Origin of the sequence: uncultured Cetobacterium sp., from assembly GCF_947038635.1 — a bacterium.
In the GTDB taxonomy this organism is placed as follows: Bacteria; Fusobacteriota; Fusobacteriia; order Fusobacteriales; family Fusobacteriaceae; genus Cetobacterium_A.
Window position 1 is genome coordinate 1 of the sequence record NZ_CAMQXC010000025.1, and the last position, 22157, is coordinate 22157.

The following is a 22157-nucleotide window of genomic DNA, read 5'->3' on the forward strand; positions in this document are numbered from 1 at the left end:
GCTGAAGATGGTATATCTAACATATCTGGATAGTGATGCTCAATAAAATTAACCCAAGCTGGACAACATGATGTTAAAATTGGAAGCTTTACACTCTTATCTCCACTTAAATGTTTTTCCAATCTCTGTTTAAATTCTGCTGCTTCTTCCATTATTGTTAAATCAGCTGCATAGTCTGTGTCGAAGACATCATCAAAACCTAATTTCTTTAATGCTGTTACTAGTTTTCCAGTTACATCTGTTCCTGGTTCATATCCAAATTCTTCTCCTATAGCAACTCTTACTGCAGGAGCTACCTGAACTGTTACTCTTTTTCTTGGATTTGCAATATCTTTTATAAGTCCCCATGTATAGTCTTTTTCATACAATGCTCCTACTGGACATACAGCCACACACTGCCCACAGAATGTGCAGTTAGTTTTATCCAAATCTGATTCAAAGGCTGTTGAAACAACTGATTTAAATCCTCTATTAACTGCTGATAAAACTTGACATTTTTGAATATTATTACACATATTTTCACATCTTCGACACATTATACACTTGTCTAGATCTCTAACTATTGATGGAGAAACTTCTCTTCTATATTCAAATATTTTTCCCTTAAATCTTATATCTCTTATTCCAAACTCCATTGCCAAAGTTTGTAAATCGCATTTACCATTTTTAGCACATATCAAACAATCTGTAGGGTGATTTGATAACATTAACTCCAATACATTTCTTCTTTTTTCTAAAACTTCCATAGTATTAGTGTTTATTATCATTCCTGGTGATACTGGTGTTGCGCAAGCTGGAACTAAATTTTTTCTTCCTACAACTTCAACAACACATATTCTGCAAGAAGCACAATCATTTTTAAATCCAATTTCTGGAATATTCATATAACATAAGCTTGGTATCTTTATTCCAGCTGTTTTAGCTGCCTCTAATATTGTTGTTCCTGCTAAAGCTTCTATTTCTTTACCATCTATTATAACAATAACATTTTTCATAAATTACCTCCACTAAGCTATATCTATTGCACTAAACTTACAAGCATTATAACAAGCACCACACTTTATACATCTACTTTGATCTATAACATGTCTTTCTTTCACTTTTCCATCAATACAAGCGACTGGACAGACTCTTGCACATGCTGTACAACCCACACATTTATCATTTATTAAATATCTTCTTAAAGCTTGGCATTGTCCTGCTCTACATTTCTTATCATGTATATGCTCTAAATACTCATCTAAAAACTGGTTTATTGTAGATAAAACAGGGTTTGGTGAAGTTTGACCTAATCCACAAAGAGAAGTTGTCTTTATTGTTTGAGATAATTCTTTTAATAATCCTATATCCTCCTCTTTTCCCTCTCCTTTTGTTATTCTATCTAAAATTTCCCATAATCTAGTGTTTCCTATTCTACATGGAGCACATTTTCCACAAGATTCATCAACAGTAAACTCTAGATAAAATTTAGATACTGCAACCATACAGTCATCTTCATCCATTACTATCATTCCACCTGATCCCATCATAGACCCTTTAGCTAAAAGAGTATCAAAATCAATTGGTGTATCTAAATCTTTTTCAGTTAAACATCCACCTGATGGACCTCCTGTTTGAACAGCTTTAAATTTTTTATTATTTTTTATTCCACCACCAATTTCAAAAATAACTTCTCTTAAAGTTGTTCCCATAGGAACTTCAACCAATCCAACATTGTTTATCTTTCCAGCTAAAGCAAAAACTTTTGTTCCAGGAGAATTTTTTGTTCCAATACTTCTAAACCACTCTACTCCTTTTAAAATTATTTGAGCTATATTAGCTAAAGTTTCAACATTATTTACTATTGTTGGTTTTCCCCAATATCCTGATTCAGCTGGGTATGGTGGTTTTGTTGTTGGCTCTCCTCTTCCACCTTCCATAGAATGTATTAATGCCGTTTCCTCTCCACATACAAATGCTCCAGCACCATATTTTATTTCAATATCAAATTGAAAATCTGTTCCAAATATTTTTTCTCCTAATATTCCATTCTTTCTAGCCGTTTCAATCGCTTTTCTCAATCTTTCTATTGCTAATGGATATTCAGCTCTAATATAAACTAATCCCTTTGTAGCTCCTATAGCATATCCAGCAATAATCATTCCTTCAATAACACTATGTGGATCTCCCTCTAAAATAGATCTGTCCATAAAAGCACCTGGATCTCCTTCGTCAGCATTACACACTACATATTTTTGATCTGATATATTTTTAGAGGCAAATTCCCATTTCAAACCTGTTGAGTATCCTCCTCCCCCTCTTCCTCTTAAACCTGAGTCTTTAATTACTTTTACAACACTTTCAGGGGTCATTGTTGTTAATATTTTTTTTAAAGCTGCATAACCTTCAGCTGCCATATATTGTTCAATTGACTCTGGATCTATACTTCCACAATTTTTAAGAGCAATTCTTATTTGTTTTTTATAAAACTCCATATTTTCCCCTTCAAAAACTCTCTCACCATTTTTAGGGTCTATATAAAGTAGCTCTACTATTCTTTTCTCACTAATTATGTCCTCTACTACTATTCTTTCTGCATCTTCTGGTTTTACTTCAATATAAAATGTATTTTCTGGCATTATTTTTACTATAGGTCCTTTTTCACAAAATCCAAAGCACCCTGTCTGTATTACTTCAACATCATTTTTTAATCCATGCTCTTTTATTGAATTTCTTAAATTTTCTACAATTTGTTCTCCTTTTGCAGATAAACAACCAGTACCACCACAAACAAGTATTTTCTTTTTTTCTTTCATAATTAGCCTCCTAAAATACTTTTAATGTAATATCGATCCTCTATTTTGATGCTTCTTTTCTATATTTTTCTAAGATTTTTTTCATATCTTTAACTTCTTCTTTTCCATAAACATCTTTTCCTATTAAAACTACTGGAGCTAATCCACATGCTCCAACACATCTTAAGGCATCTATAGAAAATAATCCATCCTCTGTTGTTTCTCCTACATCAATTCCTAAATAATTTTTTACACTATTCAAAACTTTTTCAGCACCCCTAACATAACAAGCTGTTCCCATACAAACTGATATTGGATGTTTTCCTTTTGGTTTCATTGAAAAGAAATGATAAAAACTTACTACTCCATACACCTTTGCAATTGGAATATTCATCTCTTTTGCTATAAACTCTTGTACTTCTTGTGGTAAATATCCAAAAATCTCTTGTCCTTTGTGAAGTACAGAGATTAATGCTCCATTTTTTTCTTCAATCTCACTTATATACTTCTTCAACTCTTCAAACATCTCTTTTTTTAATTTATTATCACAAGCCATTTTTACCTCCTATTTTTTATTTTAATTTTTCCAAAAGAATTTATTCTATTTTATTACTATATTTTTTTTAAAAAATCAATAGTTAGAATGATTTAAATTTTTCTTGTATAATATTTATAAATTCTTTTTCTACATTATTTAATTTCTTACCTTTTTTAAATACTATTGCAAAGTCTCTCTTAAAATTATTCTCTTTTAATGAGTATTTGTTGAATTTTTCTTTCCACTTGGAATTATTCAAAATCATATTTGAAGTAAATCCTATTCCCATATTAAGAGAGATCATCTCTAGGACACATTCTTGACTTTCTGTTTCTAAGTATATTTTAGGAATGAAATTATTTTTTAAAAAAATTACCTCTACTAAAGTTCTCAATTTTTGTTTTTCTTTTAACAAAATAAAGTTTTCATTTTTTAATAGTTCAAAAGCAACTATATTTTCTTTTAACTTATTACTGTAATCCCTTTCTTTAGATGATATTAAAAACAACTCCTCTTCAAAAAATTTTATGTATTCTAACTCGAGACTTGTTAACGGTAATGAGATTATTGCAATATCAACCATACCATCTAAAACTCCCTTTTCTAATTCTTTACTATTTCTCTCTATAATCTCTACTTTAATATTTGGAAATTTATCTTTTAATTCTTTAAAAAAGTATGGTAAAAGATATAAACTTCTATTAGGAGAAATTCCAATTGATATATTTCCAACAAGATTACTTGATATATCATGAAGCTCTCTCCAAAGTTCTTTTTTTAGTTGTAATATCTCCAGAGCTTTTTTTATAAATATCTCTCCTCCCAATGTCAATTTTAATGGAGTTACACTTCTGTCAAAAAGTTTAACTTTAAGTTGTTCTTCTAAAGACGCTACATACTGACTTAATGCAGGTTGAGATATGTATAATTTAGATGCTGCTTTTGTAAAACTTTTTTCCTCTGCTACACATAATATATATTCAAATTTATTCAAATCCATTTTAAAACACCTCCGTAGAAAATATTATAACATATTACTTATAATTCTTATATATATAATAATATTAGACTAATAACTATAAAAATTGCTATTATGTGTTAAATTAAAAACTATTTTAAGGAGCTATATTATGAAAAAATATCTTTTTATCTCTATCTTTATATTAGTATCTTTTGGAAGTGCCTCATTTTATCAATCTAAAAAAAACCACACTTTAAACTTTACAGGTAAATCCTTTTCTTACTTTGAAAATGGAAATATCCAATCTGAACGCAACTATCTAAATGGTAAACTTCATGGAAAATATGTTTTTTTTAACCAAAATGGGACAGTAAAAAAAGTATATAATTACAATATGGGAGTGTTTGAGAATTAAAAAAACCTGTAGATATAATCTACAGGTCTTAGTTATTAAATATTCAATTATTTTCCAGCTTTATAAGCGTTCTCTGATCCGAAAACTTCTTTAATTTTCTCTTTATAGTATGATTTCATCTCTTCTTTTGCAACACCTAAATATTTTCTTGGATCGAACTCTCCAGGTTGCTCAGCAAATACTCTTCTTACTCCTGCTGTAAATGCAAGTCTTCCGTCTGTATCTACGTTTATTTTTGCAACACCTGATTTTGCTGCTCCCATTAACTCAGTGTTAGGGATTCCAATAGCGTCTTTTAATACTCCACCATATTTTTTGATCTCTTCAACATATTTTTGAGGTACTGCTGATGATCCGTGTAATACAATTGGGAATCCTGGGATTCTTCTTTCGATTTCAGCTAATATTTCTAATTCTAACTTTGGATTTGTTCCAGGTTTGAATTTATGAGCTCCGTGTGAAGTTCCAATAGCAATAGCTAATGAATCTACTCCAGTTCTTGATACAAACTCTTCAACCTCATCAGGATTTGTAAATATGCTGTGCTCAGCAACAACATCGTCTTCTACTCCAGCAAGAACTCCTAACTCAGCCTCTACTGTAACATCAAATTTCTTTGCATACTCAACAACTTCTTTTGTGATTGCTATATTCTCGTCAAATGAATAGTGAGAACCATCGATCATTACTGATGAGAATCCTGCATCTATACATGATTTTACTGCATCTAAGCTTGGTCCGTGATCTAAGTGAAGTGCTACTGGAATATCTGATCCCATAGCTCTTGCTCTATCTACAGCAGCCTTAGCTAAAAGTGGAGTTACCTCTTTTGTCATATACTTTAATGCTCCTGTTGAACATTGTAATATAACTGGTGATCCCATCTCAGCACAAGCTTCAACGATTGCAAGCATTTGCTCCATATTATTGAAGTTAAATGCTGGAACAGCATAGTGCTCTTTGTTAGCTTTTGCGAACATTTCTCTAGTATTAGATAATCCTAAATCTTTGTAATTATATGACATAATTTTCCTCCTAATATTTTATTCATCTATTAATATAACAAATTTTTACACTAAAATCAATTTTTGAAACTATTAGTTTTTTATCTTTATTTGACTTAAAATATATCTAAAAAACCACTTTATCTTTCTTTTGCTTTTAAATATCTTAAAAACCTCAGGTATTAACTCTATTACATCCTCTATTACCCTTTGGTATGAAGATAAACTTTTTGGCAATATATTTTGAGTATTTACTAACCAAGATAAAAGAATCAAATTTATAATTCTTAAAAAACTTGAAGCAAAATTTAAGATTCCACCTTTTGTAACATATATACTGTAAATTTTAAATAGAACCTCTCCCTCTTGATGATAATATATTTGTGCCAAGAAAGTAGTTAAATAAATAAATATAAGAAATTTTAATTTCTTTAAATGTTTTAAAAGTTCTTTATTAAATATAATATTCAATACAACTCCAATGAAAAGAAGAACTCCCAATACAGTCATATTTTTAACAAATAGATTCAAAACAAATAAAATTAAAAGACTACTTTTTAACAACAGTCATACCACCCATGTATGGTACTAAAGCTTCTGGTATTAAGAATGATCCGTCCTCTTGTTGATAGTTTTCCATAATTGCTACTAGAGTTCTACCTACTGCTAGTCCTGATCCATTTAATGTATGACAGAATTCACTTTTCGAATTTCCTTCTGGTCTATACTTTAATCCCATTCTTCTAGCTTGGAAATCTCCACAGTTAGAACAAGATGAAATCTCTCTAAATTTATTTTGACCTGGTAACCATACTTCTAAATCATAAGTTTTAGCTGCTCCAAATCCCATATCTCCAGAACATAATTGAATCACTCTATATGGTAATCCTAATCTTTGTAATATTGTTTCTGCATTAGCAACCATTTTCTCTAACTCATCATATGATGTTTCAGGAGTTGCTAACTTTACCATTTCAACTTTATTAAATTGATGTAATCTTATTAATCCTTTCATATCTCTTCCATAAGAACCAGCCTCTCTTCTAAAACAAGGTGAATAAGCTGTATAATACTTAGGTAAGTCACTTTCATTTAATATCTCTTGTCTATGTATATTTGTTAATGTTATCTCTGATGTTGAAATTAAGAACATATCATCAGTTGTCTTATACATATCCTCTTCAAATTTTGGTAATTGTCCTGTTCCTTCACAGATATCTCTTTTTACAATAAATGGTGTTAAATGTTCTGTATATCCATGCTCTGTTGTATGAGTATCTAGCATAAAGCTAATTAAAGCTCTCTCTAATCTTGCTGCTGCTCCTCTGTATACTACAAATCTTGAACCTCCTAATTTTGCTCCTCTTTCAAAGTCTAAAATTTCAAGATTTTCTCCTATTTCCCAGTGCTCTTTTGGTTGGAAAGTAAACTCTCTAGGTGTTCCCCATCTTCTTATTTCAACATTATCCTCTTCATCTTTTCCAATAGGAGTACTTGAGTGGTACATATTTGGAAATGTCATTTGGAAATATGTTACCTTCTCTTCTACTTCTGCAAGTTTTGCATCTAGTTCTTTTATTTCAGCAGAAACTTTTCCCATCTCAGCTATAATTTCAGAAGCATCCTCTCCTGCTTTTTTTCTTCTAGCTACTTCTGCAGACTCTGTATTTCTTTTATTTTTTAGCATTTCAACTTTGGATAAAATCTCTCTTCTCTCTGTATCTAATTTTACAAACTCTTGAAGATCAATATTGCTTCCTCTGTTTACAAGCATTTCTTGTAACATATCAATGTTTTCACGAATAAATCTTAAATCTAGCATAGCTTTTCTCCTTTATAATTAATTATATGTTTTAGATTTTATAACCTTTTTTTATTATATGTACATCCTTTATATCTACTCCTGCTAAGATTAAAAAAGAGTTTGGTGAAGTATTAACCAATTCTAAGTTTATTGTGTCATCTACTCTTGAAAAATCTTTAACTCTTTCTCCCAAGTTTCTCTCTGATATCTTTCCTTTTTTCTCTTTTCTCTCAATTATCTCTTCTTGATTAAATAGAGTTTCTAAAGTATCTATATCATTTTTAGAACCTGTTATTTCAAATATAGCATTTGTATATACATCTACAATACTTCTTTTATCTTCGATTGTTTCTACTTTAGTTACTTTAAATCCTGGAACTGCTGCAGAATTCATTCTTTCCATTACCTCTTCATTTGTCATCATTTCTGATAACTCTATGTCCATTAATTCATTAAAAGCTTCTGTTCCTAAAGATACTGGATTCCCTAAGGATATCTTTGGTCTTGGATGAAATCCTTGAGTATATTTCATAGGTATATGAGCTTTCTTTAATAATCTATCTGCAAATCTAAGCATATCTAAATGGGATATAAATCTCATTTCACCATACTTATCAAAAGTTATTCTCTTTTTCATTAAACTACCTCATTTTTTTTATTTTAATATATTGTATCATGTTACACCTTTAAATTAAATACCTTTCTTCAAAAAAATAAAAAATCTAAAGTTGATTTAACCTCTTTAGATTTTTCTTTATTTTATTATTTTTAAAGTTTCTTTTCCAGCTCTTTTACTCTTTTTAATAGTTCTGGTAATTTCTTTTGAGCAGCTTTTACTTTCAAGTCATCTTTTAGGTTCATCAATGGATGACCAGCTAAAACCTGATTATCATCAACATTTCCTATGATACCAGATTTAGCTCCAACCATTACATTACTACCAATTTTAATATGCCCTGCAACTCCAACTTGTCCACCTAAAGTTGTATTATCTCCTACTTCAGTGCTTCCAGCTATTCCTACTTGAGATATAATCAAACAATTTTGACCAATTATATCATTATGAGCAATTTGAACTAAATTATCTATTTTTGTATATTTTTTAATTACTGTATTTCCAATCGTTCCTCTATCAATTGTTGTATTGGCACCTATTTCTACAAAATCCTCAAGAATTACAGATCCTATCTGATCTATTTTTGTATTATTTCCATTTACTTTTACAAAACCAAATCCATCTGATCCAATAACTGCTCCAGGTTGAATAACACACTCTTTTCCAATTTTACAAAACTCTCTTATTGTTACATTTGGATAAACTATTGTATTATCTCCTATCTCTACTCCTTCACATATTGTTACGTTTGGATAAATCATTACATTTTTTCCAAGTTTTACATCATGCCCTATATAAGCATTTATTCCAATAGTTGATCCCTCACCTATTATAGCTGATTCTTCAACTAACTTTTCCATTTTTTTCAGTTTTCTTTTAAAAAATGCTAATAACTTAGGCATTAAAACTCTTGGATTATCCTTTACTAGTAAATATGTCTTTCCATTTTCTGGTAATACCACTCCAAATGGAACAATTACAACACTTGCTTTAGTTTCGTCTAATTTTTTTAAAAATTTTTCATCTGATGCAAAAGTTACTTCTCCTTCTTCAGCTTGAAAAAAGGGAGATAACCCTGTAATGTTTACCTTGGCATCTCCCTTTACCTCACATTCAAGAAGGGTTATTAACTCATCTATTTTATAAGTCATTTTATCCCTCTCTATTTTTTATTAGTTTACTTTTTTACTTTTTTCCATAACATTTAACACTTTTGGAGTTATATTTTCTCCTCCAAATTTAATTGCACCTTGCTCAAGAACATAGTCATACTTATCTGATCTTGCTACATTTTGAATAGAAATATTTATTAATCTATCTATCTCTTGCATTTTTTTTGCTTCTTCATTTGAAAGTTTAGCTTGAGACTCTCTTACTAATTTTTGAAATGCTGCAACTTTTTCTTCAAAAGCCTTTTTTTCAGTTTCAGTTACATCTTTCCCTTTTCCTTGTAATTCAACTTGAAGTTTTTGTAATTCAATCTCTTTCTTTTGTAATGTAGTCTCTAAAGTTTGCTTTTCTTTAGTTAAATTATCTCTAATAACTTTTGTTTGTGAGTATTTTGCAAATAACTCTTGACTATTTACATATCCTACTTTTAATGCGAAAGCAGATGTAGATACTGCTGCTAACATTGCTATTATTGCTATTTTCTTCATTGTGAATCCTCCATATATATATTTATTAGAATGATTGTCCCATATTAAAGTAGAATTTCATTCCACTTTCTTCTGAATTTCCTACTGGCCATCCAAAGTCAAATCTTAATGGTCCTACTGGTGTATTAACTCTTAATCCAACTCCCACTGTTGTTCCTATATCATCTGGGAATCTAGCATCTCTTTTTTCATTTAAATATCCTGGATCTTCCCCTTGATAATCCCATGCTCTTCCTATATCTGAGAATAGAACAAATCCTAATACATCATTTATTTGAGTTCTATTTTCTATTGTTGCAGTTATCTTTTGTGTTCCTTGGTAGAATCCTCCATCATATCCTCTAAGAGTACTTCCTCCTCCTACCCAGAATCTTTGAGATTCCGGAGTAGTTGTAGTCATAACTCCTCCTACAGCTCTATATGCAAATGTATTATTTTTAAATAATCCTCTATGATACTTTCTTAACTCTAAAGTTGTATTAGCAAAAGTTCCAGAATCTATCGTATCAGCATATCCTACTTCAACTTGATATTTTCCATACCAACCAGATGTTGGATTCCAATAACTATTTCTTGTATCATATGTTATTGATGGATAAATACTAAATAATCCATAACTTCTTTTATCTCCCCATTTATTAAGCAAATCATTTTCAGGAGTAGAATAGATTGCTAACTCTGACTTATCAGCCTTTTCTGTTATATATTCAGCTTTAGTTCCTAAACCTAATCTTAAGTTTTTAGTTAACCCTTTTCCTATATTTAACTTAGCACCATATGTATCTGTTTCATTGAAAAGTACACTGTCACTATTTTCATATTCATTTTTATATAAACTCCATCCCCAAGATATTCTATCAGTACCTTTTATCCAAGGATCTGAGAAGTTAATCGAGAAACTTGTATAATTCTCATCTGATTTTTCAAAAGTTACTCCTAATTCTTGTCCTTTACCTTGCCAGTTCATATCTTTTACTGATAACATACCTAGTAATCCTATTTCTGATCCATAAGATACCGCTCCCTGTAATGTTGCAGTTCTTTCTTCTTCTAATAGAAGAACTAAATCAACACCTTGATTTTCTCCTGGAGCTGGTTTTGTTTCATATTTTACATTTTTAAAGTATCCTGTTCTCATTAAATTTGATACAGTTTCATTATAATCATTGATATTAAATACTTCACCAGGCTGTATCTCTATTTCTCTTTCAACTACATAATCTCTAGTTTTTAATAATGTATCAGTAGCTTTTCTTCTTTGACCTTTTTGTTTAGTAACCATTTTTGTAAAATTAACCTTATCTACTGTACCTTCATTGATTACTATTGTTAAGTCATTTCCACCCGTTAAATCAATATCTTCTATTTCAGCTAAAACATAACCATCTTCGTTATATTTTTTTAATATTTTATCTCTAGCATCTCTTAGATTATTAAGATTTAAAACTTTTCCTGGCTCTATGTTGATTAAACTTTTTAATTCTTCCGTAGTATACTTAGTATTTCCTTTAATTTGAACTCCATTTATAATTGGATTTTCAATAACAGAATATACAACTACTAATCCTTCTGGATATTGGTATACATCAGGTATAACCTCTCTATACATACCTGTTTCTAAAAGTTCTCTTTGTCCTTTTATTATTTTATTTTTTGAAAAATACCCTCCAACTTTAATTGGTATTTTCTTTGCAACTTCATTAACTGGAACGTTCACACTACCAATTATTTCTAAACTAGAAACAACTAATGTTGTATCTACTCTTTCTCTTTCAGAAGCTGGTAAAATACCTTGCTTTTCTAAAAGTTCTTTAGTATCTTTTTTCTCTTTTACGTCTACTACTAATTTTATTCCTCCATCATAAACTTGAGGATAAATAGCTAATTCGTCTATATAATCACTTTTTTTTATGTTGTTATAGTCTTTTAATAATCCCTCTGTTGAGAATACTTGACCTTTCTTTAAACTCATTTTTTGTATTAAAACATCTTGAGGTATTTCATTTAAGTTTTTAAACTCTACCCCTTTTACTAAATATTCTCCCTCTGCTCCAAATGAAACTATAGAAGCTACTAGTGATATTATTCCGATTAGGTGCTTTTTCATCCCAAATTGCCCTCCAATTATTTTTTATTAGAAAAAATATCTTTTATACTATTATATTTTCTTTCAAACTTAAAATCAACATAATAATTTAATTTTCCTTTTTTCTTTTCATCAATCATATTTGCATCGTTTAATTTTGCTACTCCTACTCCATAAGACCATCCTGATTTATATCTTCTCTCTACTTTAAAATCTAACTGATTTACAGAGTTAGAAAATTCATTGCTTTGACTTTCACTATCAGATCCACCTATATCATACTTCGTTCCATCTATTATTCCTAGCTTTAAAATCCAAAAATATTTATCTTTATATATAGGATTCTCCGCTTCTAAATATGCACCAAATCCAAATACATTTGGATCTTGTGTTTTTGGATCATCTGAATTAGCTAAAACCTCTTGATTAAAAACATCCGATACTATCCTAAATTTAGATATATGAAAAACATTTTGAATAGTTCTTGATATTGGTCTCAATAAAGTGCTTGAAATTTGACTATCTATAATAGTCTTAAATAACAATGCCACTACGTTTTTATCATTACCTTCTCCACTTCCGTCGAAAAGATTTTTCAAACTACTACTTTCACTTCCTTGATTAGTTACTATATTTAATCTTAAACTATTTAGCTCTCCTTGTAAAGATATTTCTACATTCCCATTAGCTGTTAATGAGGATACATCAAATATTAAATTGGGATTAAAATCTGAAATTAATCCATTTTTTTTATCTGCTAAAAGTAATGCTCTAGTAACAGTAAAGTCCTCACTTCCCAGTACAAAACTACCTTTTTGTATCTCTAATTCACCAACTACACCAATCTTTTCATTTTTTCCAACAATATTAAATCTTCCTAGTAAAACACCTTGAACATCTTGAGCAAAAGTTGATATATCTGGTATGTTTATATTTATACCATCTCTTATCATAACTCCTATATTAAACTCAGGAGTTTCATTTAATCCACTCTTTATTTCAAAATCTTTTCCCAATCTTTTACTTTCACCAATTATAGCTCTAGTCTTATCTATTATAAAGTTTAAAATTGTTAAAATCAAGCCCTTATCTTCTTTTAGTATTCCTGTTATTTCACCATTATTTATAATAACATTTCCAGATACTTTATTTTCAGAATATACTAAATTTGTTGAAAGATCTATTTTAAAGTAATCTTTCAATTGATATATCATATTTTTTAAAGTTATATTAAAAGCGTAATCCAAATTTTTATAAAACTCATCATCTGCTTTTATTTCATCTAAAGACGGCAGTTTTAAGTATCCTTTTCCTTTTATTTCACCATCATTTAACTTTCCCTCTAAAGAATTTACTGTTAATCTTTCATTATCAATTTTTAGAATCATATTTAGATTATTTAAATTTAATAAAGCTTTTGGTAGATTTGCATTAAAATCAATTAAATCTATATATCCACTATTTTCTTTTAAATTACTTGATAACTGTACATCTATATTAGCAGTTCCACTAATATCTTTTAAATTATCTTTTGATAAAATTGCATTTAAAAAACTTAAGTCTATATTCTTCGAAAAAATATTAAAATTGTATTCTTGATTTGAGATTATATACTCTCCTTTTCCTTTTATCATATTTTTTTCATAATATGCTAAAATTTCATTAATTTTTAAAATATCTTTATCACCTGTTAGTTCCAAAGAAATATCGTCAAAATTAAATCCTTTAATTTCGTATTCTCCATCGTATAATTTTAAATTATAATGTGGATTATCTAAATATCCTTTAACTTCACTTTCTATTCCTATACTTCCGCTCATATCTTTTACATTTATTACACCTTGGAAGTCCCTTAGATATAATGTTTGTTTTGGAATATTATACTCTATTGTTTTCTCAATCAAATTAACATTACCTTTTGAGAATAAAACTCTTTTTCCTTCTAAGCTAAATATGTCTAAATTATCTATATATAGCATATTTTCCTTATCATTTTTTAAATATTTTAAAGTAGATGTTAAATTTGGTAATACATCACCATTTAAATATACTCTGTCAATATTAATTCCTGCACTTGCTTCAATAACTCCATCAGATATTTGTCCTTCAACTCTAGAGAGCACACGATATTTTAGTGCTTTAAAATTATAATATTTTGATAAATTTTCTTCTAATATATTAAGTATAAACTTTCCATCTTTTTCTTTTAAATTATATTCTCCACTAGCTAAACTTTGATTTAATTTAAATTTTTCTGTTGATATTGTATTATCTTTATATAAAATATCTCCACTCATAGATACCAAGGCTTTATTTGGCATTTCTAAGTATGCTTCTTTTATTTGTGCATCAGCTTGAAACTCTTCAAAAGTTCCTGAAACATTCCCATATACATTTTCTAAAAGTAAAACTATACTACTTTTTTCAAATTCACTACTTTTTAATCCCGTTATATGGTAGTTCAAATCCAACTTTTTATCTAAAATATCAACTTCTCCTCGAACTTTAAATAATCCATTTCTTATATCTGATATTGTTAATTTTCCATTATCAAATATAGAATCAATTTTTATACCCTGAACTTTAATTTTTTTATATATTCCCTCTCTTAATTCCCCTTGAATATTAGCTTGAATCCCATTATCATTAATTACTGACACATTTGCATAAGCATCTAAAAGAATATCTTTATTTTCTACTTTTAAATCATTCACTACTCCTCGTAAAATAAATTTATCTCTCTCTCCAGCTATCTCACCTATAAAATCTAATTTTGTATCTAAATTTAAATTACTAAACAAACTTTTTTCCCGAAGATTTTTTGTATGTATTTTAAATTTATACTTTAAATTTTCTCTATTTAACTCTCCAACAACTTGTAAAACCATCTGCCCATCTTTATTAACCATTGAAATCTCTTCAAAGTTAATTACTTTATCTTTCTCTTGAGCTTTTAAAAAGAAATCATAATCATTAAGTAAATTACTACCTGCTAAATCTAATAACTCTAACGTTTGAGTTTTTAAGTTATAAGACATTACAAGCTTTTTATCTTGATATAAATTTAGTATTTCCTCTTTCTTTTTATATTCTCCATTTAAATTAATAAAATTTGAAATAACATCAAACTTTAAATCTTCTCCATTTAAATCTAGAGCTACTTTATATGTTAAATCTCTTTTATATTCCAATCCTGAAGCCAATATGTTCAAATCATTTCCTGATAAAGTTAATATTCCATCTTTAAATAAAACTTTACCATTTAAGTTACTAATATCAACTCCCGAAGAGACAAAAGGATATCCATTATATAAAATTTCAGCTTTAAAACCTTGACTTTTCTCATAAAACAATTGCACATCAACATTTTTAAATTTTAAATTATCTAAAGGTAAATTTAAACCTCCTAATAATTTATAACTTTTAGCAACAGAATAAGATAAATCTTTAAATTTAAAATCAACTTTTACGCCTGACTTTTCTGAATAAAAAACATCAAAAGTTCCAGGATTATTTTCTAATAAGTATATAAAATTAACATCGATTTTATCCTTTTTAAAATCAATCTTACCGTTTACATTTTCTACTTTACTACTTAAACCATCATATGTTACCGTTCCATTTTTAAGTTCAGCTTCTCCAGTTAATCCACTTGTTGCAATGGTCAAATTCATATCAAAGAGCCCTGTAGCTCCACTTATATCTTTATCATCATAACCATATTGAATTAGCTCTGGCTTAACTACAATATTTTTTAAAACTATATTCATATCTAAAGGTTCATTTAAATTATTAAATCTGTATTCATATTTTTCTTTTTGATGCTCACCTTTAAACTCTAAATCTATACCTGTTATTTTATTAAATGAAACATATCCATTTACATTATTCAATTCCTGCTTTATTTCTCTTGAATATGTTGTATCTCTAAATAAAAGCTCACCATCTTTTACTGTTATTATATCTATTGGAACTGCCGTTCCCGCTTTAGTTGTCGATTCTCCTTTACTTCCACTAGAGAATGCATCTACAATATTGACATTCTCACCCTTTCGTTCTATATGAACCCATGGTTTTTCAACATTAATCTCTTGCAATCTAAAGTTTTTTAATGATTCTTTTGAATATGTTATAACCACCTTGGGAGCTTTTACTATTACATCATCTCCCTTTGACAATACTACATCAGTTATATCAATCTCTCCAAATTTTGGGAATTTAATTTCTTGAGAAGATATTGTTGGCCCTACTGCTATTTTCAATATAATTTCTACAACTTTTGGCAAATTATATTTAATTAACAATCCTCCACTCAAAAAAATAAAAATGGAAAGAGATACGATTATTAATTTTTTGTATTTTTCAAAAATTTTCATATCTCTTTCCTCCCTACTTAGTATATTTATAATGGTTTTTTTAAAGCCACTCCTGCTCTTCTTGGGTATTTTTTATCTGTTGATTTTTCTTTTAAAATTTCAACAACTAATCTCTCATCACCATAATTTGGTAATTTATATCTATGTATTTTCACAATTTTTGCGCCTAAAGTTTTTAACGCATTTGTTGCTTCTCCCTCTTCCTCTGTACCAGCCATTTTTTGAGCTAAAAAATGTCCATCAACTTTTATAAAAGGTATCATATACTCTAGAATAACATTTAATTTATTAACTCCTCTGCAAAGACCTATATCAAAGCTCTCTCTGTTATCGTCATTTATATAATCTTCTGCTCTCGAGTTAACGACAGTTACATTTTGTAAATTTAACAATTCTTTTACATTTTGTAAAAATGTTGTCTTTTTACCTACAGAATCCATTAATACGAACTCAACATTTGGATTAAAAATAGCTAAAACCATACCTGGAAATCCTGCACCAGTTCCAATATCTATAGCTTTTTTACCTTTTTTCTCATCTAATAAATTTTGTAAAAGAAGAGAGTCTAAAAAATGCTTTTCTATTGCATCTTTAGTATCTCTTATAGCTGTTAAATTCGTATGCTCATTATAAGCTACTAAATATTCCAAATATTTTATCAAATTATCAATTTTTTTATCTGTATATTGTAATCCTATTTTTTTTATTCCTTCAACTAAATACTCTCTCATCTATTTATTTCCTTTCAATTTTAAATACATTAATAGAACTTGAATATCAGCTGGAGAAACTCCTGAAATTCTTGAAGCTTGTCCAATATTATATGGTCTTACTTGCTTTAATTTATCTTTTGCTTCTTTTGGCATATTTTCTAAAGAGTCATAATCCATATCTTCTGGAAGTTTTTTATTTTCTAATCCTTTATGTTTTTCTATCATTTTTAAAGATTTTTGAATATATCCTGAATATTTAACTTGTACCTCAACTTGATACTCTGTATCTTCATCATAAGATCCTAAATCAAATTTTTCTATTAATTCAGAAATATATTTTATATCTGAATATGATACTTCAGGTCTTCTTAATAATTCTATTAGAGTTATTCCAGATTTTACTTCAGGTTCATTGGCTTTTATCAAAATTTCATTAACTCTTGGGTTACTACTTCCTACGTGTTGCTTTTCTAATTTTTCTATTATTTCAGTAACATCCTTTTCTTTCTTTTGAACTCTTGCATATTCTTCTTCAGAAACTAAACCAATATCATATCCTATTTTAGATAATCTTAAATCTGCATTGTCTTCTCTTAGAACCAATCTATACTCACTTCTCGCTGTAAACATTCTGTATGGTTCATTTGTTCCCTTTGAAACTAAATCATCAATTAATGTTCCTATATACGAATCTGCTCTATCCAAAATAATTGGTTCTTTTCCAAATACTTTTCTTGTAGCATTTATTCCTGCCATAAGTCCTTGAGACCCTGCTTCTTCATAACCTGATGTTCCGTTTATTTGTCCTGCTAAAAATAGATTTTCTACTTTTTTAGTTTCCAAACTATATTTTATCTCTTCTGGAATAATATAATCATACTCAATTGCATATGCATATCTCATTATTTTTGCATTCTCTAAACCTTCTATACCTTTTAACATTTTATATTGAACATCTGTTGGTAATGATGATGAGAATCCACTAATATAAACTTCATTAGTGTCATATCCCTCTTTTTCTAAGAAAAGATGGTGTCTATCTTTATCTGGATATCTAAACACTTTATCCTCTATTGATGGACAATATCTAGGTCCTGTTCCTTGAATTGTTCCATTAAATAGAGGCGATCTATCTTTATTTGAAATTATCGTATCGTGAACATCTTGATTTGTAAATACCATGTGACACGGAATCTGTTTTCTAGATAAAACTTCTTCTGCTGTTGTTCTACTTGAAAACTTTAATACTCCTTGATCTCCTGGCTGAATCTCTACTTTTGAATAATCTATTGTTCTAGCATCTATTCTTGGTGGAGTTCCTGTTTTAAATCTTCCTAATTTTAACCCTAATGTTTCTAATGATACTGGTAGTTCTTCTGAAGATAACTCACCCATTCTTCCACCTTGGAATTGTTTTTCTCCAATATGAATTAAACCTCTCATAAATGTTCCAGTTGCTATTACTACAGCTTTTGCTCTGTACTCTACACCCTCTTTAGTTTTAACTCCAACAACTTTACTATTTTCAACAATAATCTCTGTTACCATACCTTGTATAACATCTAAATTATCTGTATTTTCAAGAGTTTTTTTCATCTCTTTACTATAATTTACCTTGTCTGCTTGTGCTCTTAAAGATCTTACTGCTGGACCTTTCTTCGTGTTTAATACTCTAATTTGGATAAATGTTTTATCTATATTTCTTCCCATTTCTCCACCTAAAGCATCTATTTCTTTCACTAAATGGGATTTAGCTGGTCCTCCTAAAGATGGATTACAAGACATATATCCAATATTATCTAATAATATTGTAAAGATAGCTGTTTTAGCTCCCATTCTTGCTGCTGCTAATGCTGCTTCACATCCTGCATGTCCTGCACCTACAACTATAACATCAAAATTTTGCATTTTTACTCCTCTCTATTACTTTAAATTCTTTAATTCTGCTGCTGTTTTAGCATCTGTTATTACAAGAAGAATATCTCCTTGCTCTATTATCGTATCTGCTGATAAATTTGGAATAAAATTTCTATTTCCCTTTTTTATTCCAACAATATTTACATTATATCTTTTTCTTATATCTAATTCTATAAGTGTTTTGTTCCAAAATATTTCTGGTGATTTTATTTCTGCCAATAAAAAGTCCTTTGAAAATCTAAAGTGTTCAATCATATTTGGATCCATTGCAGCCATTGCAGCCCTTTTCCCCATATATTCTTCAGGATATACAACTTGATTTGCCCCTATTTTTTCTAAAACTTTTCCATGCCTTCTAGATACTGCTTTTACAATTATCTTTTTTACACCTAACTCTTTTAAATTTAAAGTTACCATTATGCTAGGCTCTATTGCTCCTATACATACAAAAGCAACATCAAATCCTTCTAAACCTATATTTTTTAATTCTTTATCATCAGTTGCATCTGCAACTACTGCATTTTCAACTATTCCACTATTTACCGCTTCTTGTATTATATCTTCAGACTCATCTATTGCTAAAACCTCTTCATTAGCCTTATATAGTGTTTCTGCAACACTTGAGCCAAATCTTCCCATACCTATAACCACATATTGTTTCATAATTTCCCTCCATTAATTAGCCTACTAAAATATTCTCTTTTGGATATCTTAAATTTTGTTTTACCTTCTTCTCTCCTAAAGCTAAAGCAAATGTCATTGGACCTAATCTTCCTATAAACATTGTTATTATTAACAATATCTTTGACATTGCACTTAAATCAGCAGTTATTCCCATCGACAATCCAACAGTAGCAAAGGCCGATATTACCTCAAAAGTTACTTTTTCAAAACTCATATCTTCTATTGTCATAACTGCCATTATTATTATAGAAACATATATAATTGATATTATTAAGATTGCCAAAGCTCTATTTAGTATATCCCAACTTATTCTTCTATTAAAAACATTTATATTTTCTTTTCCTTGAACAACTCCAATAACATAAAATATAATTACTCCAATTGTTGTTGTCTTTATTCCTCCACCTGTTGATCCAGGAGAAGCTCCAATAAACATTAAAATACAAAACATAAATATCGTAGCTGGTTTTAAATCGCCCATAGGAACTGTATTAAATCCTGCTGTTCTAGTTGTAACACTTTGGAAAAAAGAAGCCAAAACTTTATCAAACCAATTTAAACTTCCAATTGTTAAAGGGTTTTTATATTCTAATAAAAAGAATAAAATCATTCCAACAAATGTTAAAAACATTGAAACTAATATAGCCACTTTTGATGTTAAAGTAAATCTCTTTACATCCCTTCTAACTGCTACTAGTACTGAATTTATTACCGAAAATCCTATTCCTCCCAATATTATTAAATATGCTACTGTCATATTCATTAATATACTTCCTGGATAGTTTTCTAAGTTATTTGAAAATAATGCAAATCCTGCATTACAAAAAGCTGATATAGAATGAAATATTCCATAATATAAAGCTTTTGAAAAATCAAAAATTTTTAAAAATTCCAATGTTAAAAAAAATGCTCCTATTCCTTCTATTAAAAAAACAATTAATATTATTTTTTTTATAAAATCTACAATCTCTCCACTATTTTCAGCATTTCTCTCCTCTTTTATTAATTCTCTATCTTTATATCCAATTTTTTTTCCAATTAAAAGAAAAAACAAAGATGAAAAAGTCATTACACCTAAACCACCTAATTGAATAAAAACAAGCAGTATTATTTGTCCTTCAAAAGATAAAACTTTACTTATATCAATAACTGATAACCCTGTTACACATATTGCTGATGTTATTGTAAAAAGTGCTGTTAAAAAACTTATCCTTTGACCATCTTGAAGAGAAAATGGCATGTATAGTAATATCGACCCTAAAATTATTGCTGTTAAAAATCCAAGTATTAATTTCCTAGAAAAAGATAATCTATCTATAGGGCTTAAAAGTTTTCTTATCATTTATTTCCTCCTATGAAAAAATGCTTTTGCAATTATACATTATTTTTATCATTTTTTCAAGTTCACTAAATAGTTAACAAGGATAGAACTAATAAATTCTATCCTTGTCTTAACTTTTATAATTTTCATTTATATGAGGTATAATTAGGATTTACTCCCTTTTTTAATAAAATAGGAATTAAATCGTTATAACCTAATCTTTTAACTTTTAAGTATACTTCTCCTAATATATTTTCCCCATATATGTTTTTTTCTTTAGGATTATATTCACCATCTAATAATTCTTTTATAATTTCTTTTGAATTAGCATAGTATATTGGATAATTCCCTTTTTTATCTTTCAATAAATATTGACTATTATCTTTTTTTAGTAATGCTTTTAAAATATTTTCATTTTCTATATTAACAGCCCAAAATATTGGATACCACTGACTCGAGTCAAGAACTTTAAGTGTAGCTCCATTCTCTATTAATGCTATTGATAAATTTTGTGGTCTTGTTTTTATATAAAAATTCAAAAGAAGTTCACCATCACTAGTAAATACATTTATATCAGCTTTATCATTTAAAAACATTTGTAAAGCTTCCATACTATTTACATAAAAAATTGGTGGTCTTGCTGAAGTTATTAAGTTAGTTCCTATATTCTTTCTTGCAGGTAAATCATTAGTTATATTTGCTCCGTTTGATAACAAACTAGCTATAACTTGTAGAGAATCCTCTTTTAAAGCCAAGCTCAAAAGAGTATCCCCATTTTTTAATTGTTGATCTATGTTAAAACCATTTTTTATTGCTCTATTTAAAATATACACATTATCTACAACTACTGCTGCTATAATCTCTTCTTCCGTATACTTTTTTGTATTTAAACCACTACAACCTCCGAAGATTGATAATAGTAAAATTACAAACAATAATTTTTTCATAGATATACCTCTTTAATTATTATTTAGAGTTTTTTCTTCTGTCGCCCTCTTTTAAGAATTTCTTTCTTATTCTGATGTTAGTTGGAGTAATTTCTACTAATTCATCATCTGCTATATAATCAAGAGCTTGCTCTAAAGTATATCTTCTAGGTGTAGCAAGCTTTATAGCATCGTCACTTCCTGATGCTCTCATATTAGTTAATTTCTTAGCCTTACATACGTTTACAACTAAGTCATTATCTCTGTTATGCTCTCCTACGATCATTCCTTCATAAACAGCTACTCCTGGATCAGTAAATAATACTCCTCTATCTTGTAATCCACCTAAAGCATAAGCTACAGT

General features: G+C 28.7%; 18 protein-coding genes and 1 pseudogene. 1 reads left to right on the top strand and 18 read right to left on the bottom strand.

Features of this window, described 5'->3' with window-relative positions; translation table 11 throughout:
* From Q0V08_RS04215 to Q0V08_RS04230, 4 genes are all read right to left on the bottom strand, one after another.
* The coding region (locus Q0V08_RS04215; RefSeq protein ID WP_297432362.1) for a [Fe-Fe] hydrogenase large subunit C-terminal domain-containing protein at nucleotides 1-995 on the bottom strand (995 nt) is incomplete at its 3' end.
* A gap of 12 nt (nucleotides 996-1007) precedes the next feature.
* On the bottom strand, nucleotides 1008-2795 hold the full coding sequence (locus Q0V08_RS04220) for an NADH-quinone oxidoreductase subunit NuoF (protein WP_023051855.1): 1788 nt from the start codon (nucleotides 2793-2795) through the stop codon (nucleotides 1008-1010).
* A 40-nt stretch (nucleotides 2796-2835) separates the two neighbouring features.
* The gene (locus Q0V08_RS04225) at nucleotides 2836-3330 is read right to left on the bottom strand and encodes an NAD(P)H-dependent oxidoreductase subunit E (protein ID WP_023051854.1); all 495 of its coding nucleotides are present in this window, start codon (nucleotides 3328-3330) and stop codon (nucleotides 2836-2838) included.
* Between the two features lie 82 nt (nucleotides 3331-3412).
* Nucleotides 3413-4312, bottom strand: coding sequence for a LysR family transcriptional regulator (locus tag Q0V08_RS04230; protein WP_297432365.1), 900 nt, complete (start codon nucleotides 4310-4312; stop codon nucleotides 3413-3415).
* Nucleotides 4313-4442: 130 nt separating this feature from the next.
* Between Q0V08_RS04230 and Q0V08_RS04235 the strand changes: the two genes are divergently transcribed.
* Nucleotides 4443-4688, top strand: coding sequence for a hypothetical protein (locus Q0V08_RS04235; RefSeq protein WP_297432367.1), 246 nt, complete (start codon nucleotides 4443-4445; stop codon nucleotides 4686-4688).
* A gap of 47 nt (nucleotides 4689-4735) precedes the next feature.
* On the opposite strand, the gene fba is transcribed toward Q0V08_RS04235, so the two are convergent.
* The 14 genes and pseudogenes from fba to Q0V08_RS04305 all read right to left on the bottom strand — a co-directional run.
* On the bottom strand, nucleotides 4736-5713 hold the full coding sequence (gene fba / locus Q0V08_RS04240; RefSeq protein ID WP_297432369.1) for a class II fructose-1,6-bisphosphate aldolase: 978 nt from the start codon (nucleotides 5711-5713) through the stop codon (nucleotides 4736-4738).
* Between the two features lie 72 nt (nucleotides 5714-5785).
* Entirely contained in the window at nucleotides 5786-6256 is a 471-nt protein-coding gene (locus Q0V08_RS04245) for a hypothetical protein (protein WP_023051852.1), read from the bottom strand.
* Nucleotides 6243-7514, bottom strand: a complete 1272-nt coding sequence (gene serS, locus Q0V08_RS04250; RefSeq protein WP_297432372.1) for a serine--tRNA ligase — start codon at nucleotides 7512-7514, stop codon at nucleotides 6243-6245. Before serS ends, Q0V08_RS04245 begins: the two co-directional genes overlap by 14 nt.
* A gap of 31 nt (nucleotides 7515-7545) precedes the next feature.
* On the bottom strand, nucleotides 7546-8133 hold the full coding sequence (locus tag Q0V08_RS04255) for a TIGR03936 family radical SAM-associated protein (protein WP_297432374.1): 588 nt from the start codon (nucleotides 8131-8133) through the stop codon (nucleotides 7546-7548).
* A gap of 131 nt (nucleotides 8134-8264) precedes the next feature.
* The gene (gene lpxD, locus Q0V08_RS04260; protein WP_297432375.1) at nucleotides 8265-9263 is read right to left on the bottom strand and encodes a UDP-3-O-(3-hydroxymyristoyl)glucosamine N-acyltransferase; all 999 of its coding nucleotides are present in this window, start codon (nucleotides 9261-9263) and stop codon (nucleotides 8265-8267) included.
* A 21-nt stretch (nucleotides 9264-9284) separates the two neighbouring features.
* Nucleotides 9285-9770, bottom strand: coding sequence for an OmpH family outer membrane protein (locus Q0V08_RS04265; RefSeq protein ID WP_297432377.1), 486 nt, complete (start codon nucleotides 9768-9770; stop codon nucleotides 9285-9287).
* Nucleotides 9771-9795: 25 nt separating this feature from the next.
* Nucleotides 9796-11877 (bottom strand): outer membrane protein assembly factor, encoded by a 2082-nt coding sequence (locus tag Q0V08_RS04270; RefSeq protein ID WP_297432379.1) that lies wholly within the window; start codon nucleotides 11875-11877, stop codon nucleotides 9796-9798.
* A gap of 17 nt (nucleotides 11878-11894) precedes the next feature.
* On the bottom strand, nucleotides 11895-16232 hold the full coding sequence (locus tag Q0V08_RS04275; RefSeq protein ID WP_297432381.1) for a hypothetical protein: 4338 nt from the start codon (nucleotides 16230-16232) through the stop codon (nucleotides 11895-11897).
* Between the two features lie 26 nt (nucleotides 16233-16258).
* Nucleotides 16259-16963, bottom strand: coding sequence for a 16S rRNA (guanine(527)-N(7))-methyltransferase RsmG (gene rsmG, locus Q0V08_RS04280; RefSeq protein ID WP_297432383.1), 705 nt, complete (start codon nucleotides 16961-16963; stop codon nucleotides 16259-16261).
* Entirely contained in the window at nucleotides 16964-18853 is a 1890-nt protein-coding gene (mnmG, locus tag Q0V08_RS04285; protein ID WP_297432384.1) for a tRNA uridine-5-carboxymethylaminomethyl(34) synthesis enzyme MnmG, read from the bottom strand.
* Between the two features lie 15 nt (nucleotides 18854-18868).
* Nucleotides 18869-19525: a TrkA family potassium uptake protein gene (locus Q0V08_RS04290; RefSeq protein ID WP_297432386.1), complete on the bottom strand. Its 657-nt coding sequence runs from the start codon at nucleotides 19523-19525 to the stop codon at nucleotides 18869-18871.
* Nucleotides 19526-19541: 16 nt separating this feature from the next.
* Complete coding sequence (locus tag Q0V08_RS04295; protein WP_297432389.1) at nucleotides 19542-20885, bottom strand: TrkH family potassium uptake protein; 1344 nt, start codon at nucleotides 20883-20885, stop codon at nucleotides 19542-19544.
* A 128-nt stretch (nucleotides 20886-21013) separates the two neighbouring features.
* A complete protein-coding gene (locus Q0V08_RS04300; protein WP_297432387.1) occupies nucleotides 21014-21814 on the bottom strand; it encodes a hypothetical protein in 801 nt (266 codons plus the stop codon).
* A 19-nt stretch (nucleotides 21815-21833) separates the two neighbouring features.
* Nucleotides 21834-22157, bottom strand: a pseudogene (locus Q0V08_RS04305) (translational GTPase TypA); the annotation flags it as partial.

Coding starts and splice junctions, on each gene's coding strand:
- Q0V08_RS04225 (WP_023051854.1), bottom strand. CDS start 3,330: ATGGCTTGTGATAATAAATTAAAAAAAGAGATGTTTGAAGAGTTGAAG.
- serS (WP_297432372.1), bottom strand. CDS start 7,514: ATGCTAGATTTAAGATTTATTCGTGAAAACATTGATATGTTACAAGAA.
- Q0V08_RS04230 (WP_297432365.1), bottom strand. CDS start 4,312: ATGGATTTGAATAAATTTGAATATATATTATGTGTAGCAGAGGAAAAA.
- mnmG (WP_297432384.1), bottom strand. CDS start 18,853: ATGCAAAATTTTGATGTTATAGTTGTAGGTGCAGGACATGCAGGATGT.
- Q0V08_RS04220 (WP_023051855.1), bottom strand. CDS start 2,795: ATGAAAGAAAAAAAGAAAATACTTGTTTGTGGTGGTACTGGTTGTTTA.
- rsmG (WP_297432383.1), bottom strand. CDS start 16,963: ATGAGAGAGTATTTAGTTGAAGGAATAAAAAAAATAGGATTACAATAT.
- Q0V08_RS04235 (WP_297432367.1), top strand. CDS start 4,443: ATGAAAAAATATCTTTTTATCTCTATCTTTATATTAGTATCTTTTGGA.
- Q0V08_RS04275 (WP_297432381.1), bottom strand. CDS start 16,232: ATGAAAATTTTTGAAAAATACAAAAAATTAATAATCGTATCTCTTTCC.
- Q0V08_RS04255 (WP_297432374.1), bottom strand. CDS start 8,133: ATGAAAAAGAGAATAACTTTTGATAAGTATGGTGAAATGAGATTTATA.
- fba (WP_297432369.1), bottom strand. CDS start 5,713: ATGTCATATAATTACAAAGATTTAGGATTATCTAATACTAGAGAAATG.
- Q0V08_RS04300 (WP_297432387.1), bottom strand. CDS start 21,814: ATGAAAAAATTATTGTTTGTAATTTTACTATTATCAATCTTCGGAGGT.
- lpxD (WP_297432375.1), bottom strand. CDS start 9,263: ATGACTTATAAAATAGATGAGTTAATAACCCTTCTTGAATGTGAGGTA.
- Q0V08_RS04265 (WP_297432377.1), bottom strand. CDS start 9,770: ATGAAGAAAATAGCAATAATAGCAATGTTAGCAGCAGTATCTACATCT.
- Q0V08_RS04270 (WP_297432379.1), bottom strand. CDS start 11,877: ATGAAAAAGCACCTAATCGGAATAATATCACTAGTAGCTTCTATAGTT.
- Q0V08_RS04290 (WP_297432386.1), bottom strand. CDS start 19,525: ATGAAACAATATGTGGTTATAGGTATGGGAAGATTTGGCTCAAGTGTT.